The organism is Bradyrhizobium genosp. SA-4 str. CB756 (assembly GCF_000473125.1).
GTDB lineage: Bacteria > Pseudomonadota > Alphaproteobacteria > Rhizobiales > Xanthobacteraceae > Bradyrhizobium > Bradyrhizobium arachidis.
The window spans coordinates 2,356,835-2,382,896 of sequence record NZ_KI421499.1 but is presented as its reverse complement, the minus strand read 5'-3'; the positions used below and the strand labels follow the sequence as shown (position 1 = coordinate 2,382,896).

The 26,062-nt window shown below is 64.4% G+C and carries 12 protein-coding genes; 2 read left to right on the top strand and 10 right to left on the bottom strand.

Annotated features, from left to right (window positions below; all coding sequences use genetic code 11):
* Positions 1-206 precede the first annotated feature (206 nt).
* A complete protein-coding gene (locus BRAGE_RS0111740) occupies positions 207-1,352 on the top strand; it encodes a glycosyltransferase family 4 protein (protein ID WP_141263012.1) in 1,146 nt (381 codons plus the stop codon).
* Positions 1,349-2,371 (top strand): NAD-dependent epimerase/dehydratase family protein, encoded by a 1,023-nt coding sequence (locus BRAGE_RS48415; protein WP_051377838.1) that lies wholly within the window; start codon positions 1,349-1,351, stop codon positions 2,369-2,371. Before BRAGE_RS0111740 ends, BRAGE_RS48415 begins: the two co-directional genes overlap by 4 nt.
* A 193-nt stretch (positions 2,372-2,564) precedes the next feature.
* Here the strand turns inward: BRAGE_RS48415 and BRAGE_RS48410 are convergent, their stop codons facing one another.
* The 10 genes from BRAGE_RS48410 to BRAGE_RS0111685 form a co-directional block, all read right to left on the bottom strand.
* Complete coding sequence (locus tag BRAGE_RS48410; RefSeq protein ID WP_063617178.1) at positions 2,565-3,551, bottom strand: glycosyltransferase family 2 protein; 987 nt, start codon at positions 3,549-3,551, stop codon at positions 2,565-2,567.
* 41 nt (positions 3,552-3,592) lie between these two features.
* The gene (locus BRAGE_RS56785; protein ID WP_283808083.1) at positions 3,593-4,162 is read right to left on the bottom strand and encodes a filamentous haemagglutinin family protein; all 570 of its coding nucleotides are present in this window, start codon (positions 4,160-4,162) and stop codon (positions 3,593-3,595) included.
* A 3,487-nt stretch (positions 4,163-7,649) separates the two neighbouring features.
* Entirely contained in the window at positions 7,650-17,198 is a 9,549-nt protein-coding gene (locus BRAGE_RS0111720; RefSeq protein ID WP_028146262.1) for a filamentous hemagglutinin N-terminal domain-containing protein, read from the bottom strand.
* A gap of 281 nt (positions 17,199-17,479) precedes the next feature.
* Complete coding sequence (locus BRAGE_RS0111715; RefSeq protein ID WP_028146261.1) at positions 17,480-18,505, bottom strand: peptidylprolyl isomerase; 1,026 nt, start codon at positions 18,503-18,505, stop codon at positions 17,480-17,482.
* On the bottom strand, positions 18,502-19,095 hold the full coding sequence (locus BRAGE_RS0111710) for a hypothetical protein (protein WP_035729624.1): 594 nt from the start codon (positions 19,093-19,095) through the stop codon (positions 18,502-18,504). Before BRAGE_RS0111710 ends, BRAGE_RS0111715 begins: the two co-directional genes overlap by 4 nt.
* Before the next feature lie 2 nt (positions 19,096-19,097).
* Positions 19,098-20,897, bottom strand: a complete 1,800-nt coding sequence (locus BRAGE_RS0111705; RefSeq protein ID WP_231164050.1) for a putative porin — start codon at positions 20,895-20,897, stop codon at positions 19,098-19,100.
* Positions 20,898-20,975: 78 nt separating this feature from the next.
* Positions 20,976-21,692, bottom strand: coding sequence for an energy transducer TonB family protein (locus tag BRAGE_RS0111700; RefSeq protein WP_051377836.1), 717 nt, complete (start codon positions 21,690-21,692; stop codon positions 20,976-20,978).
* A 21-nt stretch (positions 21,693-21,713) separates the two neighbouring features.
* The gene (locus BRAGE_RS0111695; protein ID WP_027559757.1) at positions 21,714-22,118 is read right to left on the bottom strand and encodes an ExbD/TolR family protein; all 405 of its coding nucleotides are present in this window, start codon (positions 22,116-22,118) and stop codon (positions 21,714-21,716) included.
* Positions 22,119-22,122: 4 nt separating this feature from the next.
* The gene (locus BRAGE_RS0111690; RefSeq protein ID WP_027559758.1) at positions 22,123-24,075 is read right to left on the bottom strand and encodes a DUF2341 domain-containing protein; all 1,953 of its coding nucleotides are present in this window, start codon (positions 24,073-24,075) and stop codon (positions 22,123-22,125) included.
* Positions 24,076-25,770, bottom strand: coding sequence for a ShlB/FhaC/HecB family hemolysin secretion/activation protein (locus BRAGE_RS0111685; RefSeq protein WP_051377834.1), 1,695 nt, complete (start codon positions 25,768-25,770; stop codon positions 24,076-24,078). It abuts the gene before it with no gap.
* Between the last annotated feature and the right edge of the window lie 292 nt (positions 25,771-26,062).

Below are 26,062 nucleotides of genomic sequence, written 5' to 3'. Positions count from 1 at the left end.
CATGTTAACATCATAACTTCAATCACAAATTGCCACATCAACCTTCGGATTAAATGTTATGTCACCCGAGTGCCCCGATATGCGCACGCGACGCGCATCGTGTCTGACCGGGCGCGGCTTGGACCAAGCCCCGAGCGGCAATGACTTCGGGCTGCCAATTGACCGCCACCTCACCGCACGAAATCACTGAGCAGCCCGCCGCCATCATGTCCGACTCCCGCCTCGTCTACATCTGCGATTGGCTTCCGCCCGACTTTGGCGCGGTCGGACAATATTCCGTGCTGTTCGCCCGCGAGCTCGCGCGCGACCGCGGCCTGCATGTCACGCTCGTCGGCCTCACCTCCGGCGAGGCGACCAGTTCGATCGAACGTTTCGAGCGCGGCGCGCTCGAGATCGTCAAGGTGCCGGTCCCGGCCTACGACAAGGCAAAGACGTCAGCGCGCATCCGCTGGACGGTCGCGACCAACACCAAGCTGTTGCGGGCCGCCCTGCCCTACATCCGGAAGGCCGACTCGGTCCTCTTCACCGGAAGCCCGCCGCTGTTCCTGCACTGGATCGCACCGCTGAACGCGCTGCTGCGCAAGCGGCTGATCTATCGCATCACGGATTTCCATCCCGAATGCGCGATCGCCGAACGCGGCAGCGCCAGCCTGTTCCTGAAGCTCGTCCTCACCCTCACCCTGTTCTGGCGCCGCCGGGTCGACACCTTCGAGGTGCTCGGCCATGACCAGGCGATGCGGCTCGGCGAGATCGGGGTGAGCAAGGAGCGCATCGTCCTGAAGCGCGATCCCTCCCCGATAGCGATCGGTCCGGACACGCCGCCGCTCGCCCGCCCGGCGCAGACCGAAGGCAAGTTCCTGCTGCTGTACTCGGGAAATTGGGGCATCGCGCACGACACGGCGACATTCGTCAACGCCTATATCCAGCATTACAGGCAGGGATCGGGAACGGTCCTGCTCTGGCTCAACGCCATCGGGAAAGGCGCCGCGACCGTCGCCGAGGCGCTCGACGCGGCCAAGGTGCCCTACATCCGCACCGATCTCGTGCCGCTGGATCAGCTCGCCTCGCTGCTCAGGACGCCCGATGCGCATCTCATCACCTTGAAGAACGCGTTCGTCGGCTACGTGCTGCCGTCCAAGGTCTATGCCTGCGTCGATTCCGATCTACCGGTGATGTTCATTGGCCCCACGGAATCCGACGTTCACCTGCTCTGCGACCAGCGCAAGTCGAGCTCGTACTTCCATGTCGATGTCGGCGACAGTGAGCGATGCACGCAGCTGCTCGAAGATTTCGGTGCGAGCCAGAACGCATCGTCAACAAAGAAACTACGATTGGTCAGGAGCAGCGTATGAAGAAGGCATTGGTCTGCGGCGCAGGCGGGTTCATCGGGTCCCATCTGGTCAAGCGCCTGAAGGCGGAAGGTTTCTGGGTCCGCGGCGTCGACCTCAAATATCCCCGCTTCAGCCCGACCCAGGCCGACGATTTCATCGTCGGCGATCTCAGGGATCTCGCGGTTTGCCACGAAGCCGTCGATACGCGCTTCGACGAGGTCTATCAGCTCGCCGCCGACATGGGCGGTGCCGGCTACATCTTCACCGGCGAGAACGACGCCTCGGTGATGCACAATTCGGCGCAGATCAACCTCAACATCCTCGAGGCCTGCCGCCGCCGCAACAGTTTTCGCATTTTCTACTCGTCGTCGGCCTGCATCTATCCGGAATACCGGCAGCTCGAGGCCGAGAACGCGGGCCTTGCCGAGAGCGATGCGTATCCGGCAGCACCCGATAGCGAGTACGGTTGGGAAAAGCTGTTCAGCGAGCGCCTCTATGCCGCCTACGCCCGCAATCACGGTTTCGAGGTCCGCGTCGCGCGCTATCACAACATCTTCGGGCCCGAAGGCGCCTGGAACGACGGCAAGGAAAAGGCGCCGGCGGCGATCTGCCGCAAGGTCGCGCAGGCCGGCAATCCCGGCGAGATCGAGATCTGGGGCGACGGCGAGCAAACCCGCTCGTTCCTCTATATCGACGAATGCCTCGAAGGCACCATCCGCTTCATGCGCTCGGACTGGGCGGGACCGGTGAACATCGGTTCGGAAGAAATGGTCTCGATCAACCGCCTCGCGGCGATCGCCGCCGAGATCGCCGGCAAGACAATCACCCCGCGCCACATCCCCGGCCCGCTCGGCGTGCGCGGCCGCAACTCGAACAACAAGCTGATCTTCGAGAAGCTCGCCTGGCGCCCATCGCAGCCGCTCGCGAGCGGCATCGCCAAGACCTATGCCTGGATCGACCAGCAGGTCCAGAAGACCCAGCGCCCCAAGGAATCTCTGAAGCCGATGATCCGCCAGCCGGAAATCGAGGCGGCAGAGTAACGGACAAAAGAACGGGTTGATGTCGACTGTGCCGCATCCGGGATCGGATGCGGCACTGTTTTGATTCACGACTGACTGCGCGTTGGTCCGCGCGAGCGTGGCGTCGCCACACAATTACGCGTACCGCAATCGGAACCGATCGATCTGCTCTCGCCGGTTCGCGACGACAAACTCCAGACGAACTTGCGTGCGATTAGTGTGCGACAGCCCGCTCGCGGCTACGCTCGCCCTCTGCCGCGACAATGCGCGGCAGTGGCTGCGCCGGCGCCGGTACCGCGACGTTCGGGTCAAACCCGGTCGCCAGCCGCACCGCCTCGCTCACCGGAATCCCCCGCCGTTTCGCCAACGCCATGACCTCGTCGAGCTTGGCATCGATCAGGGTGCGGTACCAAAAGCCCTGGAGGACGTGGAAATAATAGCCCTGTTTGCCGTCGAGGAAGCCGAGCCGCGCGACATAGCGGTAGAGGAAGAACAACAGCGGCCGCACGCCGCCGGGCAGCTTCTCGTAGACGCGTTCCTTGACGAAGCGCTTGAGCTTGGCCTGCCAGGACGCGCTGTGGCGCTGGATGTCCATGTTCTCGCCGAGCAGCCCGCGCGAGGCGAGGATGTCGATCACCTCGCGCGAGGCATAGCGATTGTGCTTGCCGGTCCACCAGTCGAGCGAGTTGAGGTTCTCGTCGACGAGATCGATGTTCGATCGCACCACCCTGCCGGTGACGATGATGTGCTCGTCCATCCAGCGCTGCTCGCAGGAGCCCTGCCCGGCGCGCCAGAGCCTGAGCTGCCAGCTCGGCTCGATCGCGCCCCATTTGATGCGGCGGCCGAGAAACACGATCTGGCGGCGGACGACGATGCCGCCGACGTCGCGCGGCTGCCGGTCCAAGAGGTCGTGCAGGCCGGCCGCCGATTCCGGCGTGAGATATTCGTCGGCATCGATGCGCATCAGCCAGCCGGTCTTGCCGGCGCAGGCCGAGATCGCCTTGTTGGTCTGGGTCGCATAGTTGATCCAGGGATTTTCGATCACCTCTGCGCCGAGGCCGGCCGCGATCTCCCTGGTGCGGTCCTTGGAGCCGGAATCGACGACGAGGATGCTCGCACACTGACTGCGGATGCTCTCGATGCAGCGCGCGATGTGCTTCTCCTCTTCCAGCGTCAGGATGATGGCGTGGATGTCGGTCATCGCGCGGTCCCCCGGGCCCGTGGTGTTGCGCGCAGCCCCGCTCAGGGCTGCTTGCGCTCCTTGTCATCGGACTTGGTGCCCTGTCCGTTGCCGGACGAGTTGGAGTCCTGGCCGCCATTTTCGCCGCCACCGTAGCCGACCACCTCGACGATGAAGACCGAGGCGCGATCGTTGTTGCCCCCCGCGGTGGGCGGCTCGGCCGACTTGGCCGCGGCGCCGGCAGTATTCGAGGCGGCGCTGAGCGCGCCGATGTTCGGAGCCGTGACGGTCGGGATGCCGGTGGAGGTGCCGCCAACCTGGATGTTGCCGGCATTGACCACCTGCACCGCCGCGATCGTCAGGTTGCCGGAGACCCGGATGCCGGCTTCGCCCGCATCGACGGTGCCGCGCGGCGCGAGCAGGTAGGCGTTCGACTTCTTCGCAAGCTTCGAACTCTGGACCGCTGCGATGCCGGCGCCGCTGACGAGGCCGCCGAGATCGACGCTCTGATAGTCGTCGGAGTTGAACACGACCTGCAATGGCGGGAACGACAGCGTGGTCTGGGCGCCGCGCCCGGCGTCGAGGTCGCCGTTCGAGCTCCACATCAGGATGTCGCCGCCCTGCTGGGTCATGACACGGCTCGAATTGACCAGCACGCTGGCATCCGTGAACGTGTTGATGTCGCCGACACCGAGCGTGAGGATGCCGAGATCGTTCGGCTTGAGCAGCGGGTTCGGCTCGAGCGCGAGCGAGCCGACGCGGATCGTTCCGCCCGGACCGAAGATCGAGATGTCGCCGCCGAGCCTGGTCTGGATCGTCGCGTGCAGCAGGTCGAGATCGCCGGTGTGCTTGAGCGCGTTGGCGCCGTTGGTGCCGCCCCCCAGCGCGTTCTGCGTGTACCCGAAGTCCGACGGGAACATGGTGTTGATCGCCTGGTAACCACGCTGGTAGTTGCCTGATGTTGCCGATTGCGCCTTGCCGACGGCCTTGAGCTCGGCGAAGAACACCTTGTCGGCGAAGACGTGCTGAAGATCCTTCGGCAATGATTGGAAGATGCCCCATGCGTCGGCGTCGCTGCTGGCCGACCTGCCGATGCTGACGAGGAAATCCTTCAGCTCGCCGATATAGTTGTGATCGACGCGGGAGGCGTTGGCGGGATCGATATAGGTGCCGATCACGCCCGGATGATAGACGGACTGATTGGTGGCCCGGTCCACGGTCGAGTAGCCCTCGTAGTTGATGCCGTTGGCGACGCCGAACATCGTGATGATGTCGGCCCCGGTGCCCGGCAGCAACTCGTTGCGCTTCTTCGTGATCGCGTTGACGGCACCGAGCAGCGTGATGTCGTAAAGGCCACTCGAGCCCAGGCTGACAAATCGGTTGCCGACCGGCCACAGGCTGGCGTTACCGACCGAGGCGATGCCCTCCTGGTCCGGGGTGAAGGCGCTGCTGTCGCGTGTGACGGGCAGGAACGGCCCGAGGTCGCGCCCGGCCTGCACGACGAGGAAACCGGAGCCGGCGATCTGCAGGCCAGGCCCACCGAGAACACGCCTGAATGTGAAACCGGTCGGGGCCGGGAGATTTAAAGCCGATGTGACGTTGGAAAACGTCGCACCGTAGTTGTACAAAATGTCACGTCCCGCCTCAATGGTCGTGACGTCGTCTGCAGCAACGTTCTGCGCGATAAGATTGAGATTGAGAATGTCGCGGCCGGCATAGATTTTTGCCGGCCGGTTGAGTTCGACCCTCGAATAGTCAACCGGCGTGGCCGAGGAGACGATTGAACCAGTCGGTATGAGGCTTGTCGTGGTCGCCACCGCCGAGATGTCGCCCGATACCGCGTAGATGCGTGCAGGGTTGGTATCATGGTCGTTCCGGTGGGCGAGCAGTGCGGAACTGGAGGCGCCCGTCATGCCGTTGTTGGGCTGGTATGGGTCGAACGCCGTATCGAGCAACGATGGCCCCGCCGAAATGGACGGCGCGGCCGTAGCCAGATTGGTATAGCCGCCGGTCAGATCAATGCTACCCTGCGCAAGCAGTTCAAACCTACCATTCTCCGAGCCCGTCAAGACGATGCCGGGCATAACGGATAGGGTATTAGTCGTCGAATTGGGCGCGAGCCCTTTTGTGGTGATGTCCCCGTCCGCTGCGATCGCGGTGAAGCTCGCAGGATAGGTCAATCCGGTGATCCAGGCGATCGTACCTGTCTGCGGCATCGCGATGTTCAGGTTTCCAGTGGATGCCACGACGTTGACCGCACTGTCCGGTCCATAGGTGTTCATGAGCAGCCCGGTGGTAGCCGTGGTCGCGGAATTGGCCGCCGTGCCCGACTGAAGGTGCAGCTGGGCGGGGTTGACCACGCCGCCGATCGCCATCGATCCGCCCGAGAGCATGCTGATCTGGCCGGTGTCCACCGCGAGCAGGGTGTAATTGGGCGCGCTCGTTCCGTCCCTGAGCGTGATCGTGCCGTTTGCGTCCACGACGCCGCTGACCTGGATGCTCGCGTGCCCCGAGCCTTCGTAATATGAACCGCCCAGCAGATTGCGACCCGCTCGCACCGTCATGTTGCCGCTGCCATAGAGCTGGGTTTGCGGTGTGCTCGCCGAGGAAAGCCCGCCGGTGACCCGCCCGGTCGTGGGCAGTGAGACCGAGACGTCGACCAGATCGCGGCCTGCAACGACATTGACGTTGCCGCCAGCAGAGAGAATGCCCTCCCGGAAGCTGGCGTACTGGATCCACCAGGCGGTCTGTGATGCAATGCTTGCGGAAGGAGCGAATACGCCGGCACCCACGGTTGGGGCGCCGACCGAGCTCGTCACGCCGGCATCGGCGATGAGCCATGGCACATAGTAGGCATTCCACAGGGTTGTGGTGACCTGACCATTAAGTGGGTTCTTCGTCGTCGTCGTGACGTTCTTGTAGCCCTTGATGTCCTGCTGTGCGATGACCGACACGTCACCCGCAGCAGTGGGGAAAGCTGCGTTGGTTGGCGCGCCATAGATCGCTTCCACGAGGGTCGAATTCGTGCCGCTCTGTGTCGGGCTGCTATAGCTCAACAGCTGCGGCTCGAGGAAGCCGTTGGCATCCGTCACATTGCCAGACGCATCGTAAGGGTTGGCGTATCGGGCGGTGTTCACGCCCGCGGCATAGATGACGCCCGGCGCGACCGTATCGGCGAAAGTGACGTCGCGCGCGGCCGCGACCGAGATGCTGCCAGTGCCGGTCCGCACCATGGTCGGGAGATTGAGATTCGCCGCGATGGTCGATGCCGGCGCGTGCCCGCTCACGACGACGTCGCCGGCACCGCGGCCGTTCACGCTTGCGAGCGACTGCATCGCGTTTGGATTGGCGCTTCCCATGTCGGCGCCGGCCGTCAGACGGTAGGACCACGAACCGGGATTGGTGATCGCGGCTAGGTCATCCGATGCGGAGTCGGCACCACAATGGCTGACACAGACATTCAGCGTGTGCGGGAACAGGTCCGCTTCGTTGAGGTCAAGCGCACTCGCGCTGACGCCGTTGGGATCGCCGGTCGTGCTGTTCGTTTTGTACGGTGCGATCGGTGCCGGCTTGGAGGTGTTCAGGTTGGCATTATTGTCGATTCTGCGTGCAGCGGGGTTACCGAGATAGGCCGAGACGGCAGTCGTCCTGTAGGTCGAGTTCAGATAATCCCCGAACTGGAAGAACCCATCGGAGATCGAGGCGTTGACGTTGATGTTGTTGAAGGCGCGCAGCGTCAGCGCGCCGGCTTCCACCCCGTAGCTCGGCGCGTCCAGGCTACCGTAGTTCGCCAGATAGCGGTAGGCAAAATCGACGTAACTTATGCTGGGATCGAAGTACTGGGTCCCCGCTAGCGAGCCGGTGTTGTTCTGCAACTTCCCGACGGTGCCGGCCGCCAGATTCCAGTTGCTGGCGACGGTGATGCTGCCGCCATTGATGTTCAGATCCGGATTGACGAGTTCGACGCCGGGCCGCAGATGCACTACCGAACCGAGCTGGTTGGCGAGCGGCTTCACGATCCGATCCATGGCACCGCTGAAACCGAAATGCTTGACCTCGGTGCTGGTGTTGTAGGTCCAGTTGCCCTGCACATATTGCCGTAGCGTCACGCCTGCGAAGTCAACCGAGCTGCTCGTGGCGACCGTGTCCATATCCGCAATGAGTGAAGCCGCCTGTGTCGCGCCAGCGCCGCCGCCCGAGAAGCTGGCAATGGCAGCGCCGGCGACACCGCTGGCGTAACCCGCACCGGCATTGGTCACATTGACGCCGACGACCGTCATCACGGTGCTGGCGAAATCGCTGGCGGTCAGATGACCGGTGAGAATGAGCTTGCCACCCTGATAGAACAGGATGGTAGAAGGCGCGCCGGTAAAGCCGCTGCCGGCGCCGGTGATGGTGAAGGTCGGAACACCGTTGGCGTCCGTCGTCACGGTTCCGGTCGCCGAAGCACCACCCGAGGCCGATTGGATCACCACGTTGCCCGAGAAATTGGGGTCGAGGTGATACCAGTTGCTCGTCGTGGCGATCGAGATGCTCTTGAGCCCCATCACCGCGGTGCCCTGGGCCTGGCCGGCCGTCGTCAGTTGCGCGCTGGCGAAATCGCTGCCCGTCATGTGCGCGGTGGTGACAAGAACACCCTGGCTGTAGAAGCGGATCGTCGCAGGCGCACCGGTGAAGCCTCTGCCCGGATTGGTGATGGTGAAGGTGGGAACCGCCGTTCGCGTCGGTCGTCACGATGCCGCTTGCCGCAAGGCCGTCCGTGGGCGCCTCGATCACGACCTCGCCGACAAAATTGGGATCGAGATGGTACCAGCTGCTGGTCGAGGCGATCGAAATGCTCTTGAGCCCGGTCGCGGATGTCGCGGGCGCAGAGAAGATCACGTCGGGAACCTGGGTGTACGCCCCGCCGCTGCCCGGGGGAACATACACCGTGTTGACCTTGAAGCTCGTCTTCGACACCGAGCCGCTGGGATCGAGCACGCCGTTCCAGCCGAGCGAGGAGGCATCGATGCCGCCCTGGCCGTTGGTGCTGAAGCTGACGTAGGACTCGATCGTCACGTCACGAGCGCCAGTGATCGTCGATGCGATCTCGGTGATGTAGACGTCGTTGCCGCCGTCATTGGGCGCACGGATCAGGACCGTGCCGCCGCTGAGCCCGCCCTTGGTGCCGCCATGGACGTCGATGCGCGAGCCCGGCTGCAGGTCGATGCCGGCATTGCTCTTGGTGCCCCAGCCGATCGCGATCGTCACGTCGCCGCCGCGTTCATCGCGGTGCTCGGTGGATGCGTTGAGGACACCCGTCGGCGTCAGGTCGATCTCGTTGGCGGCGTAAAGGTTGATTTTTCCACCGGCCTGCCCGGTGCCGTCGGCCGTCTTGCCGGCATAACCGCTGGCGTCGATCGTGCCTGCGATGACGATGCGTCCGAACTGCTGCGTCGGATCGCCGCCGTTCCAGGTCTTGTCATCCGCCGTGAGCGTGACCGAGTTGGCCTTGAGCGTGTGGCCCTCGGACAGGATCAGATCGCCGGTCCGGGTGTGGATGTCGACCGCCCCGGTGAAGCCGCCCGCCAGCAACTTGTCCGCCAGCGGATCGAGCGCCACCCTTGGCATGAAGCCCTGGCCGTCGACCTGAAGTCTGTTGGCGTCGATCAGCAAGCCGCCGCCGAGACCGTTGCCGCCCTTGCCGCGGAGATCCCCGAGCACCGTGGCCTGGCCGGCGGTCGCGAAAATCTGGACCTGTCCGCCATAGCCCATGCCACCGTCGGTCTGCGCCACGTCGATCACGCTGGCGTCGTTGCCGTTGGCCGCGCCGCTGGCGCCGCGCGTGACGACGTTGCCGAGATCGGCCTTCAGCACGATTTTCCCGCCAGCCAAATAGGTCGTGGTATCGACCAGGTTCTTGGCGTAGCCGCGCGCCGACAAATAGGCATTGTTGTCGAGCGTGATGTCTCCAGTCGTCGCCTCCAGCGTGATCGAGCCAGATTGCGCCTGGATGACGCTGCCCGACCGCTGCTTGCCCTGATCATCGGCAAAGCCGCCGACATTGACGCTGCCGCCCTTGAGCAGCAGGCTGCCGCCGGTGTCACCGCTATCCTTGGGCGGATTGGCGCGAACGGGCGGATTGCTGGGATCGGCGACGATGGCGTCGCCGATGTTGACGGCACCGGAGGTGGCAACGACGAACGATCCGCCGCCCTTCGAGGTGTTGCCGCCCACCGCAACCAGCGGCGTGATCATCTGGAGACCGACCACGTCGTTGCCGGTGCCCAGCGTCAACGTGCCTTGATTGCCGAACAGCACCTGGTCGCTGGCAGCGAGATTCACGTGCGAGAATCCCGCGATGGTCTGGCTGCCGCCGCCGAATACGACGTTGGTCGCGGTGACGTTCAGACTTCCACCGACGCCGGCCTGCGCCGACGTGCCGGTCGCGCCGCTGGTGTTGACCAGCGTCAGGGTGCCGCCGACCTCGATCCTGCTGTTGCCGCCGGTCCCCGTCACCGCGCGCGCGTCGAGCGTCAGCCCCTGCATCATCGTCTGGATCAGGTTGGTGCCGTAGAACGTGATGTCGCCGCCGGTTGCGGCGAGCGTCAGGTTCTTCACCCCGCCGAGCTGGGCCAGATTGCCCTGGCTCAAGATCACGCTGTCGTTCGCGCTCGCGCCGATCCCGATGCTGCGGCCGGCGATCTTGGCCTGGTTCGCGGTGATGGTCGTCGCCGGCAGATTGGGATTGCCCGCGACCGCCTTGTTGAGAATGATGTTGTTGGTGGTCGCGGACGCCTGCATGAACAGGTTGTTGGTCGTGATGTGCGCGCCCGCCTCGATCTCGATACGACCGACATTGCCGCCCGGCAATGTGATCGTGGCCGGACTGCTGCTGCCGTCGGCGCTACGCACCGGGAGGCCGCTGCTTGCCAGCGTCGTGAACTGGATGGTCAGCGGCGAGCCCGAGGGTCCCGCGACAGCAAGCGTCGAATCCTGAGACGCGACGAACAGGGCGCCAAGACCCTGGCTGGAATAGCTGGACAACACGGCTGTGGACGACGGGGTGCCGTTGGCGTAGCCCGCCCCCGGAACGCTAACGGGGAGCTTGTTGATATCGGCACCGGTGATGACGGTGCCGGTGGAATCCAGCGTTCCGCCGAGAGCCGCCGCTACTTGCTGTGCCGTGGTGCTGCCGCTCGGATTCGAGCCGACATAGAAGTTGCGTCCCGCGCCGGTATGAACAGTCCCGCTGGTCGTGATCACGCTGCCGGTGGCGATCGAGATGGTGCCGGTGCCCGTCGGCACAGTGGCGTTGAACTGGGTCGTGCCGTCGACCCAATTGCCACTGACGTTGACCTGGAATGACGACGAGACAGTCTGTTGAGTCGCTTCCGGCTGGGTGACCAGCATGACTTCCGGAACGATCAGGCCATCCGGCGTATCGACCACGAGCTCAGATGCGGTCCCTGTGATCAGCGTGCCCTTTGACGTATCACTGCGCAATCCGCCGATCAGGACACTTTCGAAGCTCGCGAGCTGCTCGCTCGCCACGACGACATAGCCCGCAGCCGTATAGCCCTGTTGATTGACGCTGGAGCTGAGCACGGCCAGCTTGCTCGCCGAAATATCGAGCTCGCCGCCGCGACCGCCATTGGCAGGTGCGTTCAGCTCGGTTGCCGCGAGCAGGAGCGATTGCTGGGCAATCACTGCGATGCGGCCCGCATCGACCGGAAGCCGCGGGATCGCGACGCCGTCGTGCTTCGCCTTGTCGGTGAAATAGCTGTTGGCGGTGCTGAAGCTGTATTCGCTGTATTGACGCCAGACGCTGCTGCTTTGAACCGCGAACAGCTCGCTGCCGGACGATGAAGTTCCAGGCCGCACCGATTGCGTGTAGTGGCCCGACACCAGCACCGTGCCATCGGGCAGCGTCGTGCCCGATGGGATGTTGCGCCCGAGATTGCTGCCATAGTCGACCACGCGCAGCGCGCCAGGCAGGGTCGCATAGTGCCCCGGGTAGAGCGTATAGGTGCCGGCCGGGACGCCGCTGCTGCCGTCGAGATAGATCTGCTGTCCCGCCAGCGGATAGACATCCCCCGCCTTGACGGTTTGGCCGCCGTCGAGGCTGCGCGCCGTGGTGAAATGGATGTCGAAGGCTGCGACCGGATCGCTGCTCGAGGGAACGAGCGCATAGACGGTCTGGCCCGAGGGCGTCGTCGCGAGGGTGTCGCGCGAGCCGCCCTTGCCCTGGATCCACTCGGCCGCCTGGAGATCGCCGCCGCCGCGCGTATCGATCGTCGAGCCCTGCTTGACCGCAACGCCCTTTCCGTTCAGCACGAGCCCTTTCGACGGCAGCACCGGCTCGGTACCGTTTGCTGCGGCCAGCACAGGGTGGAGACTGGCGTTGTAATACCAGTTCACGCCGTCGATCGTTTCGCCGTAGGGCACGACGGTGTCGGCGAGCGTGACCGAGGTCAGGCTGCCGGGCTCGAGGGTCACCAACGTGGTCTGGATTTTCGACGTGTTGCCGGCCGCCGTGCCGTCATCGCCGAGCGTGATCCTGCCGAGCGGGGCAAAGATATTGCCGCCCTGATCGATGGTCGCGGCATAGACGCTGAGCGAGCCGCCGGCCGACAGCGGAATATCGCTGCGGCCGCCCGCGGTAGCCTGGAAAGTGACGTTGCCGGTCGTCTGAATGGTGAAGTCGACATCCGAGACGGGGTAGATTCGCTGGGCGTCGAGGACAATGTTGGCGCCGCCCGCCGCGATCCGGCCGCTGAACCGCGCAGCATCGGTCGAGCTGCCGCCGTTGGTAACCTTCGGGGTGCTGAGACGTATGTCGCCCGAACTTTTCAGCTGGATATCGTTGAAGCCGGCAAAGGCGGCATTCTCGATGTCGATCGTCCGGGCGACGATGACGTCCGAGGTCGGATCACCCGCTTTGGTGCGTTCGAAGCCCAGATGCAGCGAGCTGCCGGCGGTGCTGCTGGCACCGCTCCCGCCGGTGAGCAGCATATAGGGTGCGGCTAACGTCACCGTGCTGCCGGATTGCGTGGAGCTGATGGTGTTGGCCGCGATGTAGAGCCGGGACAGGCCGTTGTCGGATGTCCAGGTCACAGAGCCCGAGATCGACAATGGATTCAACGTCGGCGCGGCAATGCCGTAGGTGCTCCCCGACAGACCCGTAAAGATTCGCGCGGCTCCATTTTGCGCCGTCCCACTGTAGAGGAAGACGTTCTCGAACGCGCTCAGCCGATCGACTGCGGCGAAGATCGAAGACGACGTACCCGACGCCGACGCAAGCTGATTGACGAGCGAACTCGAATTGCCCGCGAGGTTGGCAAGCGTCGCCGGACCGCCTGCAAGAGTTCCGGCCAGTGCAGCCATGACATTGGCGGAATCCTGCTGCAGCAGCATCGCGCCGCCGCCGAGCATGAGGGTCCCGCCATTGGCCAGCGGCGTTTTGCCGTCGGCCGACATCACCTGCGTGCCGTCGGCCGAACGTCCACCCTTCGCCTCGAAGGTGCCGCCCCAGACGAACGCAGCGGCATCGACCTTGACGGTGCCGGCATCGCTCCAGGACTGAACCGTGACCGCGCCGCCGTGGCCGTCCTGGGCCTGGATCGACGTGGCGTAACCGGACACGTCGACCACAGCACCTTGCTCGGCGACGACATAAGTGCCGGACGGCACAGTACCGGGCGTGTAGGTGTTTGCGAGAGTGCCGACCTGAACGTTTGGCGCGGCGGCCTCGATGGTAAAGGTGCCGCCGCCCAGGACCGTGCCGCTGACAAGCTGGCCCTTTGGCTGCCCGAAGCGTGAGTTGGCCACGAATGTTCCGGAGACGTCGACCTTGGCCTGGCGGCCAAGCCAGGTCTTCTGCGCGTTCACCACGACCGTGCCGCCATGATCGATCACGCTGCCGCGCAGCAGGACGTTCTGGGCTGCCTGCTCCCGGGTCGGATCCAACACAGTGTACTGCGGGATGCCACCAAAGCTGACCTTGGCCTGCGGATCGGTCGTAATCACGGCACCCGTGTCGAGCAGGATGTTGTCCGATTTCAGCGTGAGATCCACCGCCTTGCGCTGATCGTCCGGCAGGCGCGTCCGCGCCGCGACGTCCGCAATCTTGCTGCCGGTCCCGACCTTGCTGTAGTCGGCAATGCTCGAAAGGTTCTGCTGCTGGAGCGTCAGGTTCACCCCGGCGGCCACGGTGATTGTCGCCTTCGTGCCGGTCCAGCCGTCGGGGGTCGATTCGATCACATAGGCGCCAAATCCGCCATCCGTCAGCCGGGAGGCCGCGAGCGTGACCGACGTGAAGCCCGCGCCGGTCGAAGTCACGATGCCCGAGTTCGCGTCGGCGCGCGTGGTGCTGTCGATCGTGATCGTCTTGGCCGCGCCCAGCGTCAGCGTGCCGTTGCGCTCAAAGCCGTAGGCCCGTAGCGTACCGTCGAGCTGGAGCTGCGCGACGTTGCCGCTGCTCGGCCTCGCCGGCCCCCCGCTGTCGGTTGGGTCGACAAACGCGGTACCTTGATAAGTGAGGAGTGAAATGCTGCCCCCGCGCCCGGCCATGACGCCCGTCGAGACGGTCTTGGCAACACCAGTCGAGGAAATGTATCCGCCGCTCGAGGCGTCCAGCACCGATCCCTGCGCGAGCAGAATATTGCCGGTGGTGTCAATTCCGTTGCTGTTCGTATTCGTCGCAATCGAAATCGAGCCGCCGTCGATGTATCCTGGGCCGCCCATATCGGTCCCGCGCCGGCCGGTGTCGTTCCCCCAGCGACCGCTGACGTCGAGCGTACCCTTAACAAAGATGTCGGCCTTGCCGGATACAGTCTGCGCCGAGCGGAATAAGGGATTGTTTCGAGCCGAAAAGCCGTCGGTCACCAGGCTGATCTGGCCGCCGGCCGCCGTGATATTGCCCGCGATACTGATCGCGCTGCCGGTCTTAGCGGAGAATGTTCCACCGGCCGCGAGGTTGAGGTCGGGCACTCCTGCCGCGTCGTTCGCCGAATTGTGCGTGACCAGCAGATCGTTGCTGTTGATCTGCAGCAGGCTGAGACCGTAGCTCGACAACGTCGCGGCCGACAGCACGGTCTGGTACACGCTGGTCGGGATGAAATCATCGCCCTTCACAACAGGCGCGAATTCCGACGGGTCGGGTACGCCCGCGATATGCCCGATCTGGTTCGTCACTCCCAATCCGCCGGACGTCGAATCCGGGCTCGTGCCGATCACGACGCTGCTCGCGAGATTGAGAGTTAGATATCCTTGCGAGGGGAGCTCGTCGCCCTTGGCTTGAGTGGCGGTGACGCCATTCGTCGCCGATGGCTTGAGGCCGATGGAGATTTGCCGCTCGCCCGCCGCGGACCCGAAATACATCTGGCCCTGGAGCTGGGGGCTGACGGTGGTGATGTTGATGCCGCCAGCGTCGTGTCCCTCGGTATAGCCGGGCTGATAGACCTTCGTCGCAGTCGACCAGACCTCCTTCACGCCCCAACGCGAGTGATTGACCGTGAACGTGCCGGCGAGCCCGAGATAGGTCATGTTGGGATCGGCGTTCGCGATACCGTATCTGCGGCCATCAGCCCCGAGCAGCACGCTGGTCGAGACCATGCCCGGGAGATAGGTGACGTTGCCACCCGCGACGTTGATCACCGAACCGGACTGCGTAATCACGCTGCGGTTGGTGGTCGCGCCGTCCGTTGCGGTCTGGTCCGTTTGCAGGGTGACGGCGCCCCCGCTGGTCAAGAGTTGCTGAATGCTGCGGCCGTAAGCGTTGATCGTGCCGCTGGCATCGGCGACTGGCGTTCCCACCCATGTCGTGCCGTCGCTTCGCGTCCCGGAGGCGCGGATGTCGATCCACAATGTCTGGCCGTACAGGGCGCCATTGCGCTGCAGCGGCATATCGGCGAATTCATTGCCGCGCGGCACGAACGGGATGAAATTGTAGCTGGCCGGGAGCACGACGTTCTGCAGCCCTGCAACGTCGACGGTTGCGCCGTCCTCCAGCAGGACCTGCTGCGGGCCGGTGATGCTGGAATTGAGCGTCCGCAGGACGTTGGTGCCATAACCGAATAACGAGTTCGTCGTGACACCGGTCGCGGTTGACGAATAGATGCTCTTGGAATTGCTCGAACCTAGATCGATCGCGCGCAGATTCACGGTGGCCGACGGGGCCGATATCAGGCCGCTGGAGCCCACCGTGACCGAGTTCTGGGCAGACAGTTCGACATAGGCCGGGGCGAAGGTCTGCACCGTGCCGCCCGCGCTTCCGCCTTGCGGCAGGCTGCTCGTCAATGGATCGTCGTAGGGAAGTGAGCTGATCGTGCCTTGCAGGTCGACGCTGGTCGCAGCCCGCAACAGGACCATGCTGTTGCGGGTGATACCGGTATCCGCCGAGATGACGCCGGTCTGGCTGACCGTGATCCGATCACCGTTCATCTGGGTGATGCCGCGCGGCGTTTCGATCAGACCGCTATTGCTGATCAGGCCCGTTCCTGCAGCGTATTTCGTCGTAAGCGACTGACCGAGGACATCAGCCGACAGGAGATAGTCATCGGCGAACTGGGTGATCTGAAAATCGGTGCCGCGATAGGCCACGCCGGAAGGAAGCACCGCCGACGGCAGCTTCCAGTACCCGCCCGAAACAAGATCGATGGTACGGGCCGCCACCATGGCAACCTCGCCGGCAGGAGACGTGAGCGTCCCCGCATTGGAGACGTTGCGGCCGAACAGATAAATGAAGCCGGGCGAATCCAGATCGACCACACTGGTCTTGATCGATGCGCCGGCCTGGACCGTTACGTCACCCCAGTGGTTGTTCTCAGCTGAGTAGCCCGAGTCGGCCGGCTTCAACGTGGTAGCAACGGAGAACGAGTTCGCACCATTAATGCCGGTACCCAGAAAATACTGATCGCGTGCGCTCTGCGTCAAATTCAGCGCGCCAACGTCCAGGCTCGAGGCCACCAGCGCGTGAACATTGACCTGCGCCCCGGCGCCGAAAATGATGCCGTTGCGGTTGATGACGTAGACGCCGCCGAGCGCGCTCATCTGCCCGAGAATTTGCGTCGGCGAGCCGGTCGGATCAGTCACGCGATTCAGCACGGTCCAGTCGGCGGACTGCTGCTGGAACTTCACGGACGTATTGCGGCCGATGTTGAACGTCTCCCAGTTCAGGATCGCTTTCTGCTGCGTCTGGGTGATGTCGACCGAGTACTTCCCGTCCTTGACGGTCTGGGTGAAGGTCGTGCTGGCGTTCTGCCACGAGGCCGGCGTGTTGAGTTGAAGCGTCGAGCACGAATCCCCGCATCCGCTCTGTGCGGTGACGTCCTTCACGCCGCCAAGTGGCATCAAGCCGTTCTTGATGACGCCATTCACGGTCGAGGCGGCTTGCGCGGCGGCCGCAGCAGCGTCCTGCTGCGCCTGGCGTGCCGCCGAAAGTGCGGCCGCGGCTCGCGCGAGAGAGACTTGCGCCTGCGCGCCTGCGGCAGCGGCTTGCGCCGCCGCCTGTCCGGCGGCCAGCTGGGCCGCGGTGGCGGGGGCTACCGATGAATTGCCCGGGGTGAGGCTGCGTGCCTGGGCCTGATGGCTGATCAGTCCGGGCAGAATGGCTGTCGAGGTCAGCAGCGCGGCCCGGATGCTGCGCCAACGCAGCGAAAAGGCCGATGGTTTCCGATCGATAGTCACGCGTCACACTCCAGCGGGAATGGGCGTTGCTTAGGGCGGCCCACCGGCCGCACCGGCCGGTTTCGCGGCCGCCGCTGAGAGCACGCAACGTGCGCGTCGGGTATCACATATACTGTTACATTTATATGATATTTAACTAACGATTAACGATATGTCCGATGGAGCAGACAACAACACGGCTCACCGATATCCGCCTCGTGCCGACGCAGTTCCAGGGCGCAAAAAGCCCGGCCAAACCGCGCTGCCGCAATCTGGCCGGGACTGATGAGACAGACGATTGCCTAGCGCGACGGCGCGGCGTCGGGCTTCGCCTCGAGCAGCTTGGAAAGCGCGATCTCGTTCACGACCGGGGGAGACTGCTTGAGCAGTTCCGCGACATAGGCGCGACGATTGGCCTCGATGCGCTCGACCCGCATACGTTGCACCAGGGCATCCCTCACCTCCGCAAACGGCCGCGTATGCGCAGCCTCGGTATCCAGCAGCTTCACGATGTGCCAGCCGTCATCAAGCCGGATCGCTTCGGTGATGCCTGATTTTTGCAGTCCAGTGACCTGACTGCGAATTTCGGTCCGCAGATCCGGCTCGTTCACCCAGCCGATCTCGCCGTCACGCTCGGCCGACGAGGATTCCTCGGACGAGCTGCGCGCAATCGCCGCGAAATCCGCACCCGATTGCTTGACCTTCTTGACGACGTCATCGAGCTTCTTGCGTGCGGTGTCCTCAGCGGCCTTATCCGCATCCTTCGGCACGGCGATCACGATCTGGGCAAGGCGGAAGCGGCGCGGGACGAGGAGCGCGCTGGCATTTGCCTCATACACGCTCTTGACCTCGGCCTCGCTTGGAAAGCCGTCGGGCGGCGCCGTCACGGACTGGAGATAGCTTTCGACGATCAGGCTTTCGCGCGCACGCGCGAGCTGGGCGACGACCGCCGGCTGCTGCTCCCATTTCTTGGCGGTTGCCTCCTTGAGCACGAGGCGATTGGCGAGGATTGCCCGCACCGTCTGGCTGAGCAGGGCCGGATCACGCGCCATCGCGGCCTGCTGGCGCGCGTCCAGAAGCATGATCGTCGCCTTGACCTCGTCTGCGGTCACGTCGCTGCCGCCGACCCGTGCGATGACCTCGCCGGTCTTCACCGCCGAAACGTCCTCGGCGGCCGGCGCGCGCGCGGGAGCTGCAGGCGCGGGACGCGCCGGTGCGGGTGCGGGCGCCGGCTGGGGTGCATTGCGGGTCTGCGCCGTGGCCATCGACGAGCTGGCAGCGATGAGCGCGCCGGCAAGCATGGCGGCTTTGAATGCGTGATCGGTCATGGCTTGGCCTTCTGTTCGAGGATCTTGTCGCGGAAGTCCTGGGCCGCATTCTGGTGCTCGACCCGCTTCAATCCAAATACAGGATCGTGGTCGAGAACCTTCTCGAACGGATCCATCGCCTCGTATTTGGTCACGACCTCGTTAGCCGTCTTCACGAGCTGGACGTTTTTGGCCTCGCAAGCCTTGGTGCTCGCCTTGAACGCGGTGGCCTCAGCTTCGAATTTAGCCCGCTCGGCGTCCTTGGCCCGCGCGACGCCCGCCGCCTCGCCATAGGCGACCTTCCACTTTTCGAGTGAATCGTCGCGTTCAGACAGACGCTCGTTGAAGTCTTTCACGGCCTGACGATAGGCCTGCTCCGCTTCCTTGACCTGGGCACGGTAGGCCTCGTTCTGCTTGCGCAGCCGGTCACGTTCCTGCTCGGCCGAGGTCAGCTTGGCCTGGAGCGCGGCGCGTTGATCTTCCGCCGCCCTCGCCTGCGCAGTCGCGGTGCGCAGCGCCTCGCGCAGGCGATCGCCTTCCTGGTCTGCGTGCGCGATCGCGGGGATAATGAACGCCAACGCGGCAATGGAGGAGAGACGCAACAGCCGCATGGTCAGAACCTCGCATTGAGATCGAGCTGCACGATATCGACTGCATAGGGCAGGCCCGCGATATTGTTAGCGCTCATCCAGCGCACCGAAGCCCAGATGTTCTCGCCGAGGCCGACATTGCCGCCGATGAAGTAGCCCTTGAGGTTGGTGCCGCCGAGACCGAAGTCGGAATCGACGAACGCATCCACCATCGCGTCGGACTCGAGATATTTGTAGCCGACATGCGCGTTCCAGTCCCAGAGATGCTTGATCTCCTTATTGCCGACGGTGAGGCGCGTGAGCCAGCCCTGGTTGCCGCCGTTGAACGGGCCGGCCGAGCCATCAGGCGTTCCCGCGAAATTGTTCACCGCAACAGCGGAGACCGCTCCACGATTGAACGCCGTGTTCCAGATATATTCTGCGTCGAGGATGACGTGAATTGGATTGAACTGGGCGAAGTCGAGCTGAGCGCTGGCGACAACCGGACGGAAGTCGCTCGCCAGGCCGTAGTACTGGTAGTTCAGAGAGCCATCTGGCGGAAAGGACGCGGGCAGCACCAGGGGAATGTTGCGCAGTTGCATGTAAGTGTTGCCCTTCTGGGCAAATGAAGGCCGCAAGATATCCGTGTCGCAGACATCGGTTGCAGCGCCGACAAGGCATGGCGAGGAAAGCTTGCCGCGCATGTTCGTGAAATCATAGTAAGCGACCGCCATGGTCAGGCTCGTTTCGGGATCGAACCGCGCCCCGAAGCCGCCCTGCGCACCGAATAGCCATTTGTCGCGGCTCGGAGTCTTGATCGGTCCATTCAGGTTCGCCGTGTTGAGCCCGGCGTTCAGATCGGTGTTGAAGACGGGGAACGCGCCGCCGACGAAGAAGGGCGTAAATCCTTCAGCGACCTCCTGCTTGGCCTGGATGGCAAAGCCGTCGAAGCCGATCTCCTTGTACCAGACCAGATCCGTCGGCGACCAGAACGGGTTGTCGAACCGGCCGACCGAACCAACGAAGTCCTGCACCGGCTGATATTTGATGAACGCGCGATCGAGCCAGAGCGCGTACTTCGAGAAATCGCCGCCATTGTTGCCGAACGTCTGATTGGTCGAGACCGGCGAGCTGTTCTCCCCCGTCGCAATTCTCAGGCCTGCGGTGAAGCCGTCATACAGATCGACATCGGCACCGAGCCGTGCGCGAAATCGGAAGCGATTGCGATCCTGCGTCGTGTTGTAGGTCGGAGGAAAGTACCGATTGACCGCGTTGAAATTGTCCTCGAGGAACGGACTTCCCGTGTTGGTCGCATTGTAGTTCTGCAGCGGCCCGTTTCCGGCCGGGAAATGGTCCCCCTCATACCGCACCCGAACGTCGCCATAGAAGCGGATCCGCTGCGCCCATTCCGGATACTTGCCCGGCGAGGCCCAGTTCTCCTTCTCCGCCTTCGCCATGACCTCGGCGCGAATTTCGTCGCGCAGCTGCTTCTTGACGATCTCGGGAACATAAGTGACACGCTTGGTGCCGGGCGGCGAGACCGCGTCCGTCGCGGTCGCCGCCGCCTTCTCGGCGCCCTCGGCTTTCGTCGTGGCGTCGCGCGTGGCCTGGCGGGCGACATAGGCCTCGTCGTCCGCCTGCTTGATCAGCGCTGCCGCCTGCTCCTCACTGAGCGTGCCCTGCTTCACCAGCAGGTTGATCAGGTTGACGGTCGCATTCGACGACGGCGGCGCGTTGCGCGATACCGTCGGGCGCTTGCCCGGCGGCGTATCATCCTGGGCCGACGCGGGAACGGAAAGCGCAAGCAGGATAGCTGCGGTTCCCGCGAGCTGTCGCTTTGTCATCTCTGCACGCCACATAACGTCAACCCTTCTTCACTCTCAAACCCGTTTGCGCGGACGGCTCTCCGTTCCGCGGTCTTCTCAGCCCGGACTGCGCGCCGTGACCTGCATCACGATCGGCATCGGCATTTCCCTCGGCGGCGGCTCGCGCAAGGTCATGCCGCTGAGGACTTGATCGCGGATCACCGCGTCGAGCTCGCTGTTGCCGGTCGAGGACACCAGCTGAACGCGGGTGATCCGGCCGGTCGCATCCGGCCATAGCCGGACCCTGACCCGCATCACGGCGTGACGCGTCTTGTCGTTCGCGCGCAGCGCGGCCTCGATCTGCGCCTGCACGATGCTGGCGTACCAGCCCCATTTGCTGCTTCCGCCGCCACCACCGCCGCCGCCTCCGATGAGGCCGCCCTTGCCACCCTTCAGCGTCCCTGGACCCGTGGTGTTGGCTTCGAGCGATGGCGGACTGTCGTTGGCATCGCTCGGCGCATCCGGCGGTGCTTCCTTGGGGATGTCGATCGGCTTCTCCTCGATCATCTCCTGCTTGACCGGCGTCTGCTCGACCATCTTCTGTTCGGGCTGTTGCTCCGGTGGAGGCGGCGGCGGAGGCGGAGGTGGCGGCGGCGGCAGGATCATCGTGACCTGAAGCTCGTTCACCTTGCGCGGCGGATTCTTGTCGCCGCTCATCAGCACCATGATGCCGCCGACCATGAGCGCAACGACGAGCAGACCGCCGCCGCCCAGCAGCGGATAGCGCCGCCAGGCCGGTCCCTCGCTCTCGTTGCTGTTGTCGCGCTGGTCCATCGGCGTCACATGCAACCGGGTTCACCGCGCCACCGGCTTCGTCGCCATGCCGACCTGGGTGAAGTTCAGGCGGCCGAGCATATCGAGCACGTCGACGACGTTCTGGTACTGGGTCTGGGCATCGCCGCGCACCACGATCGGAAACTCCGGCGTCAGCGCGCGCTGTTGCACCAGCCGTTGCTCGAGCTCGGGCAGCGTCACGGGGATGGTATCGAGGAACAGCTTGCCGTCATTGGCGACCGTGATCGCCTTGGTGGTCTGCTGCGCCAGTGACGGCGCTGCGCTCGCCTTCGGCAGGTTCACCTTCATGCCCTGCACCGTCGCCGTGGTCATGATGATGAAGATCACCAGCAGCACGTAAGCGAGATCGAGCATCGGCGTGATGTTGATGTCGTCGTACGGCTTGCTCTCGGATTGGACTTGCATGGTTTCACTCCGCCGCCTGCTTCACCGGCTCGTCCGGCAGTTCATAGGACTCCGCGATCCGCGTGATGAACTCGTCGACGAAGACCTGCATCTCGCTGGAGACGTCCTTGATGCGGATCGTCAGGTAGTTGTAGGCAAACAGCGATGGGATCGCGACGCCGAGGCCCGCGACGGTGGCGACCAGGGCGGCTGCGATGCCTGGCGCAATGGCGTTGACGTTGACGTCGCCGCTGGCCGCGATCGCCGCGAAGGTGATCATGACGCCGACGACGGTGCCGAGCAGGCCAAGGAACGGGCCGCCGGAGATCGCGATGGTGAGCATCACCATCAACCGGTTGAGGCGCTGACTCTCCCGCACGAAGCCGCTGTCGAGCACGGCGCGGATCGATTGGATCGCCTGCGGCGACAGCCGGCGGTAGCCACCACCCGCAAAGCGCTTGCGAATTTCCTGCGCGCCGGCCGCGAATATGCGATAGAGCGGCGCGGCATGCACCCATTTGCGCTGCTTCTTGCCGAGCTCGCCGCCGAAACTCGGATCATTCTCCTGGCTGTCGAGCTGAAGCAGACCGCTGATGTCGGTCGAGGTCTCGCGGAAGTGCTTGAGAAAGATCTCGTTGCCGCGCGCAACCCTGTTCAGGTACGAGACGCGGTCGACCATGACGTACCAGCTGATGAACGCCATGATCGCGAGCAGGCCGATGACGACCCAGCCGTCGAGCGTCACCGAGCGCAGGATCACGCCGAAATAGCCGCCGCTGAACCAGCCCGAGGTTTCCTCATCGACGCTGAACGAGATCAGCTTGGCCTGCTCCGGCCCCTGCCCGATCGCCGCGAGCTTGATGAAGCCGGCTGGGCGCGCAACCTTCGCGATCTGGAATTCATCGACGTCGCCGGCAAATCCGGCAGCCGCGCTGACCGGAGCCGGCGCCGGCGTCTGAGCAGCATCGCCTGCGGGCGCGGCCGGATTGGCCGCCGCATCCGCAGCGGGAGCCGCGCCCGCCGCGCTGGCGGCGGCACCGAGTTGCGCCACACCGGTCATGGTGGGCAGGCCAGCTGCGAGCGCTGCGGTCTGATTGCCGTCGACATAGAGCGTGATCTGGCCGCCCTTGGCCGTGAAGGCGACATGGTGCCAGGTCGCGGCCGCGATCGCGGCGCCGCCGGCGGCGCGCTGGGTGTTGCCGCCGTTCGCGACCTCGACGAACGCGACGCCGTTGTCCAGTCCGACCGTCAGCCCGTTCGCGCCCTCGGTGCGGGCGAACAACACGGCGCCCGGCTGCGGCGCGGTCATCTTGACCCAGATCGACCAGGTGAGCTCGCCGCCCTCGGCGACGACGAGCGACGGCGAGCCTGGAAGCGTGAGCGCAGTCTGACCGTCAAGGCGCGCGCCCTGCCCGATGATGGCACCGTCGGCCGCAAGCACCGCGTTCTGCGCGGAGTTCGCCCAGGCCGTGATGTCCTGCGCCGGCGTCGCGCGGTCGTTGAAGTGATAGACCAGCAGCGTGTCCGGATCGTAGGTCCCCTTGGCATCGACTGCGGCCGGCGCCTTCTGGTTTCCGTAGTAGAGCCAGATGTCGTTCTTGGTCCCCGGCTTCAGATCGGGAACGCTGACCCACACCAGTGCCTCGCCGAGCAGCGAGTCGTATTTCTCGACATGGTGCTTCAGCGGTGTCTTGTCGTCACCGGCGACGAAGCGGAGGTCGCCGCCGTCCTCCTTGGCCGCGCCAAAGCGGAAATTGCCGACGTGGAGCCGGACCAGGATCGGCGTCGTGCCGATCGCGTCGCTGACGCCGGCACCGGACTGACCGGTGTCGATGGTGATCTTCTTGCGCAGCGTCCACTGGTCGTTCCACCACGCCGATGCCGGGCTCGGCCACAGCGCCGCGAGGAAGACGAGAGCGAGCATCACCGGCGCGCTCAGGCGAAATCCGGGACGTGATCCAAAACGAAGGAGCGACATCTAGAATTCTCCCCAGACCCGAAAGCTGAACCGCGGATGATTGGCGACGGTGACCTGCTGGCTGGTCAGCGGAACGCCGACGAAAACGATGCTGTTGAGATAACGAAGCGTCTTCATGCGCATGCCGACGCCATAGCTCGCCAGATCGAAATGCGACTGCTGGTCCGTCAGCGGCTCGTGGATCCTGGCATTGCCGCCATCGACGAACGCAAAGAAGCGCCAATCGTCGAACGCGTTGTACTTGATGGGATCGCCGAGCGGATTGGGCAACTTCTGCTGCATGTACTGCGCGAGGTTAGGCGTGCGCAGCTCCAGCGTTCCGGCGACGCCATAGTCGCCGAGCACCTCGGATTCGAGATAGCCGCGCACTGTGTCCTGGCCGCCGAGGCTAAACTGCTCGCTGGATACCAGCGGCTGATCCGCCGCCTGGCCCTGGAGCTTGGCGTAGAGCTGGAAGCCGCCGGCGAAATCCTGGGTGTGCGAGATGTCGGCACGCAGCGTGATGAAGCTCGCGGTCGCGTCGAAGCGCTTGGCGTCGAACTCGTCGCGGTTCGAGCCGATGCCGCGCAAGCCGGTGGTAACCGTCGCATTGAGCTGCGTGAGATGCCCGTCGCCCTGCCAGGTCGCGCCGTAAGTGCCGACGAGCGGCACATAGGTCACGGGGGAGCTGAAGGCATCGCTGCCGAGCTGGAGCGTCTGCTTGAAGTCCTTGTAGTCGACGCCGAGCGACAGCGTCTGGAACAGATCGCCCCTCGACGGCAATGTCAGGACGGCGCGACCACCGACGACCTGGCCGGGACCAACGACGTTTGCGCCTCCGACCGTCGCCACCGAGCTGTCGGAAACGAGGCCATAGACGAGAACGCTGAGCCAATCGATCTCCGTGCGCGCCAGATACGAGCCGGAGACGACCATCGCGTCCTTCGGATTCATCGGAGCGACCTGGTAGGTCCAGGTCATGGAGTGGCCGAGCTGCCAAAGGTTGTCGTAGTGCATCGAGACGCTGGCCCGCAGCGGAGTGGTGCTCGGGCTCTGCTTGTTGTTGAGCTCGATGCTGCCATGCAGCGGATAGGTGTCCTCGATGTTGAGATCGACATCGACCGTTCCCGGCGCGACACCCGCCCGCAGCGCCGGCGTGACGCGCCGGTCCGACCAGCGATTGAGTGCGACGATGTCCTTGGTCACGTCCTGGAAGTTCGGCAACGTTCCTTCCTTCAGCGAAGGAGCGTTGTCCTTGATGTTCTTGAGGTCGAAATAGCGGGAGCCCTTCACGCGCAAACGTCCGACCCGGTTCTCGGCGACCTTGAGCACGATGAAGCCGCGCTGCGCATCCTGCTGGGGGACGGCCACGGTCACGGTCTGAAGACCCTTATCGTGATAGGCCTTCTCCACCGCGGCGCGCGCCTTCTCGACGTCCTGCGCACTCTTGTGCGGGCCGAGAAAAGGATAGACCGCGGCCTCGACCTCGATCTGCGGCAGATTGTCCGCTTCTTCGATGCGAAACTCGTCGATGTCGAAACGAGCTTCCGGAGCTGCCGGCTTTGCGGCATCGGCGGCACCTTTGGCCGGCGCGGTCTCTGCCGGCGCGGCCGCAGGCTTTGCTGCAGCAGGCTTCCCGGCATTGGCCTCGGGCTTCGCCGCCGCCGGTCTCGCACATGTCGCGCAGATCACCAGACCGCAGATTGAGAGCCGCAAGACGCATGCGACGACCGCCCGGCCTCTCCGTGCGGCGCGCAACCGAAGCGGCGTATGGCGGCGTGCGCGCCTCTCGTGCAGATCACGCGAATTCACCTAAGCCTCGATTTCATGCTCGCATTGCGGCCAGCTCGTCGCTGCCGCATAGATATTCGGACAGCCCGAACCAACCGGGACAGCCAGTCGGCCGGGCCTTACCCGATAGACGTCGCGCTCGCAGTCGCCGCGAAAAGATTCTCGCGCTCATCGCACGACGCTTCGCTTGATGTGATGATTCCTCGCAACATAACGC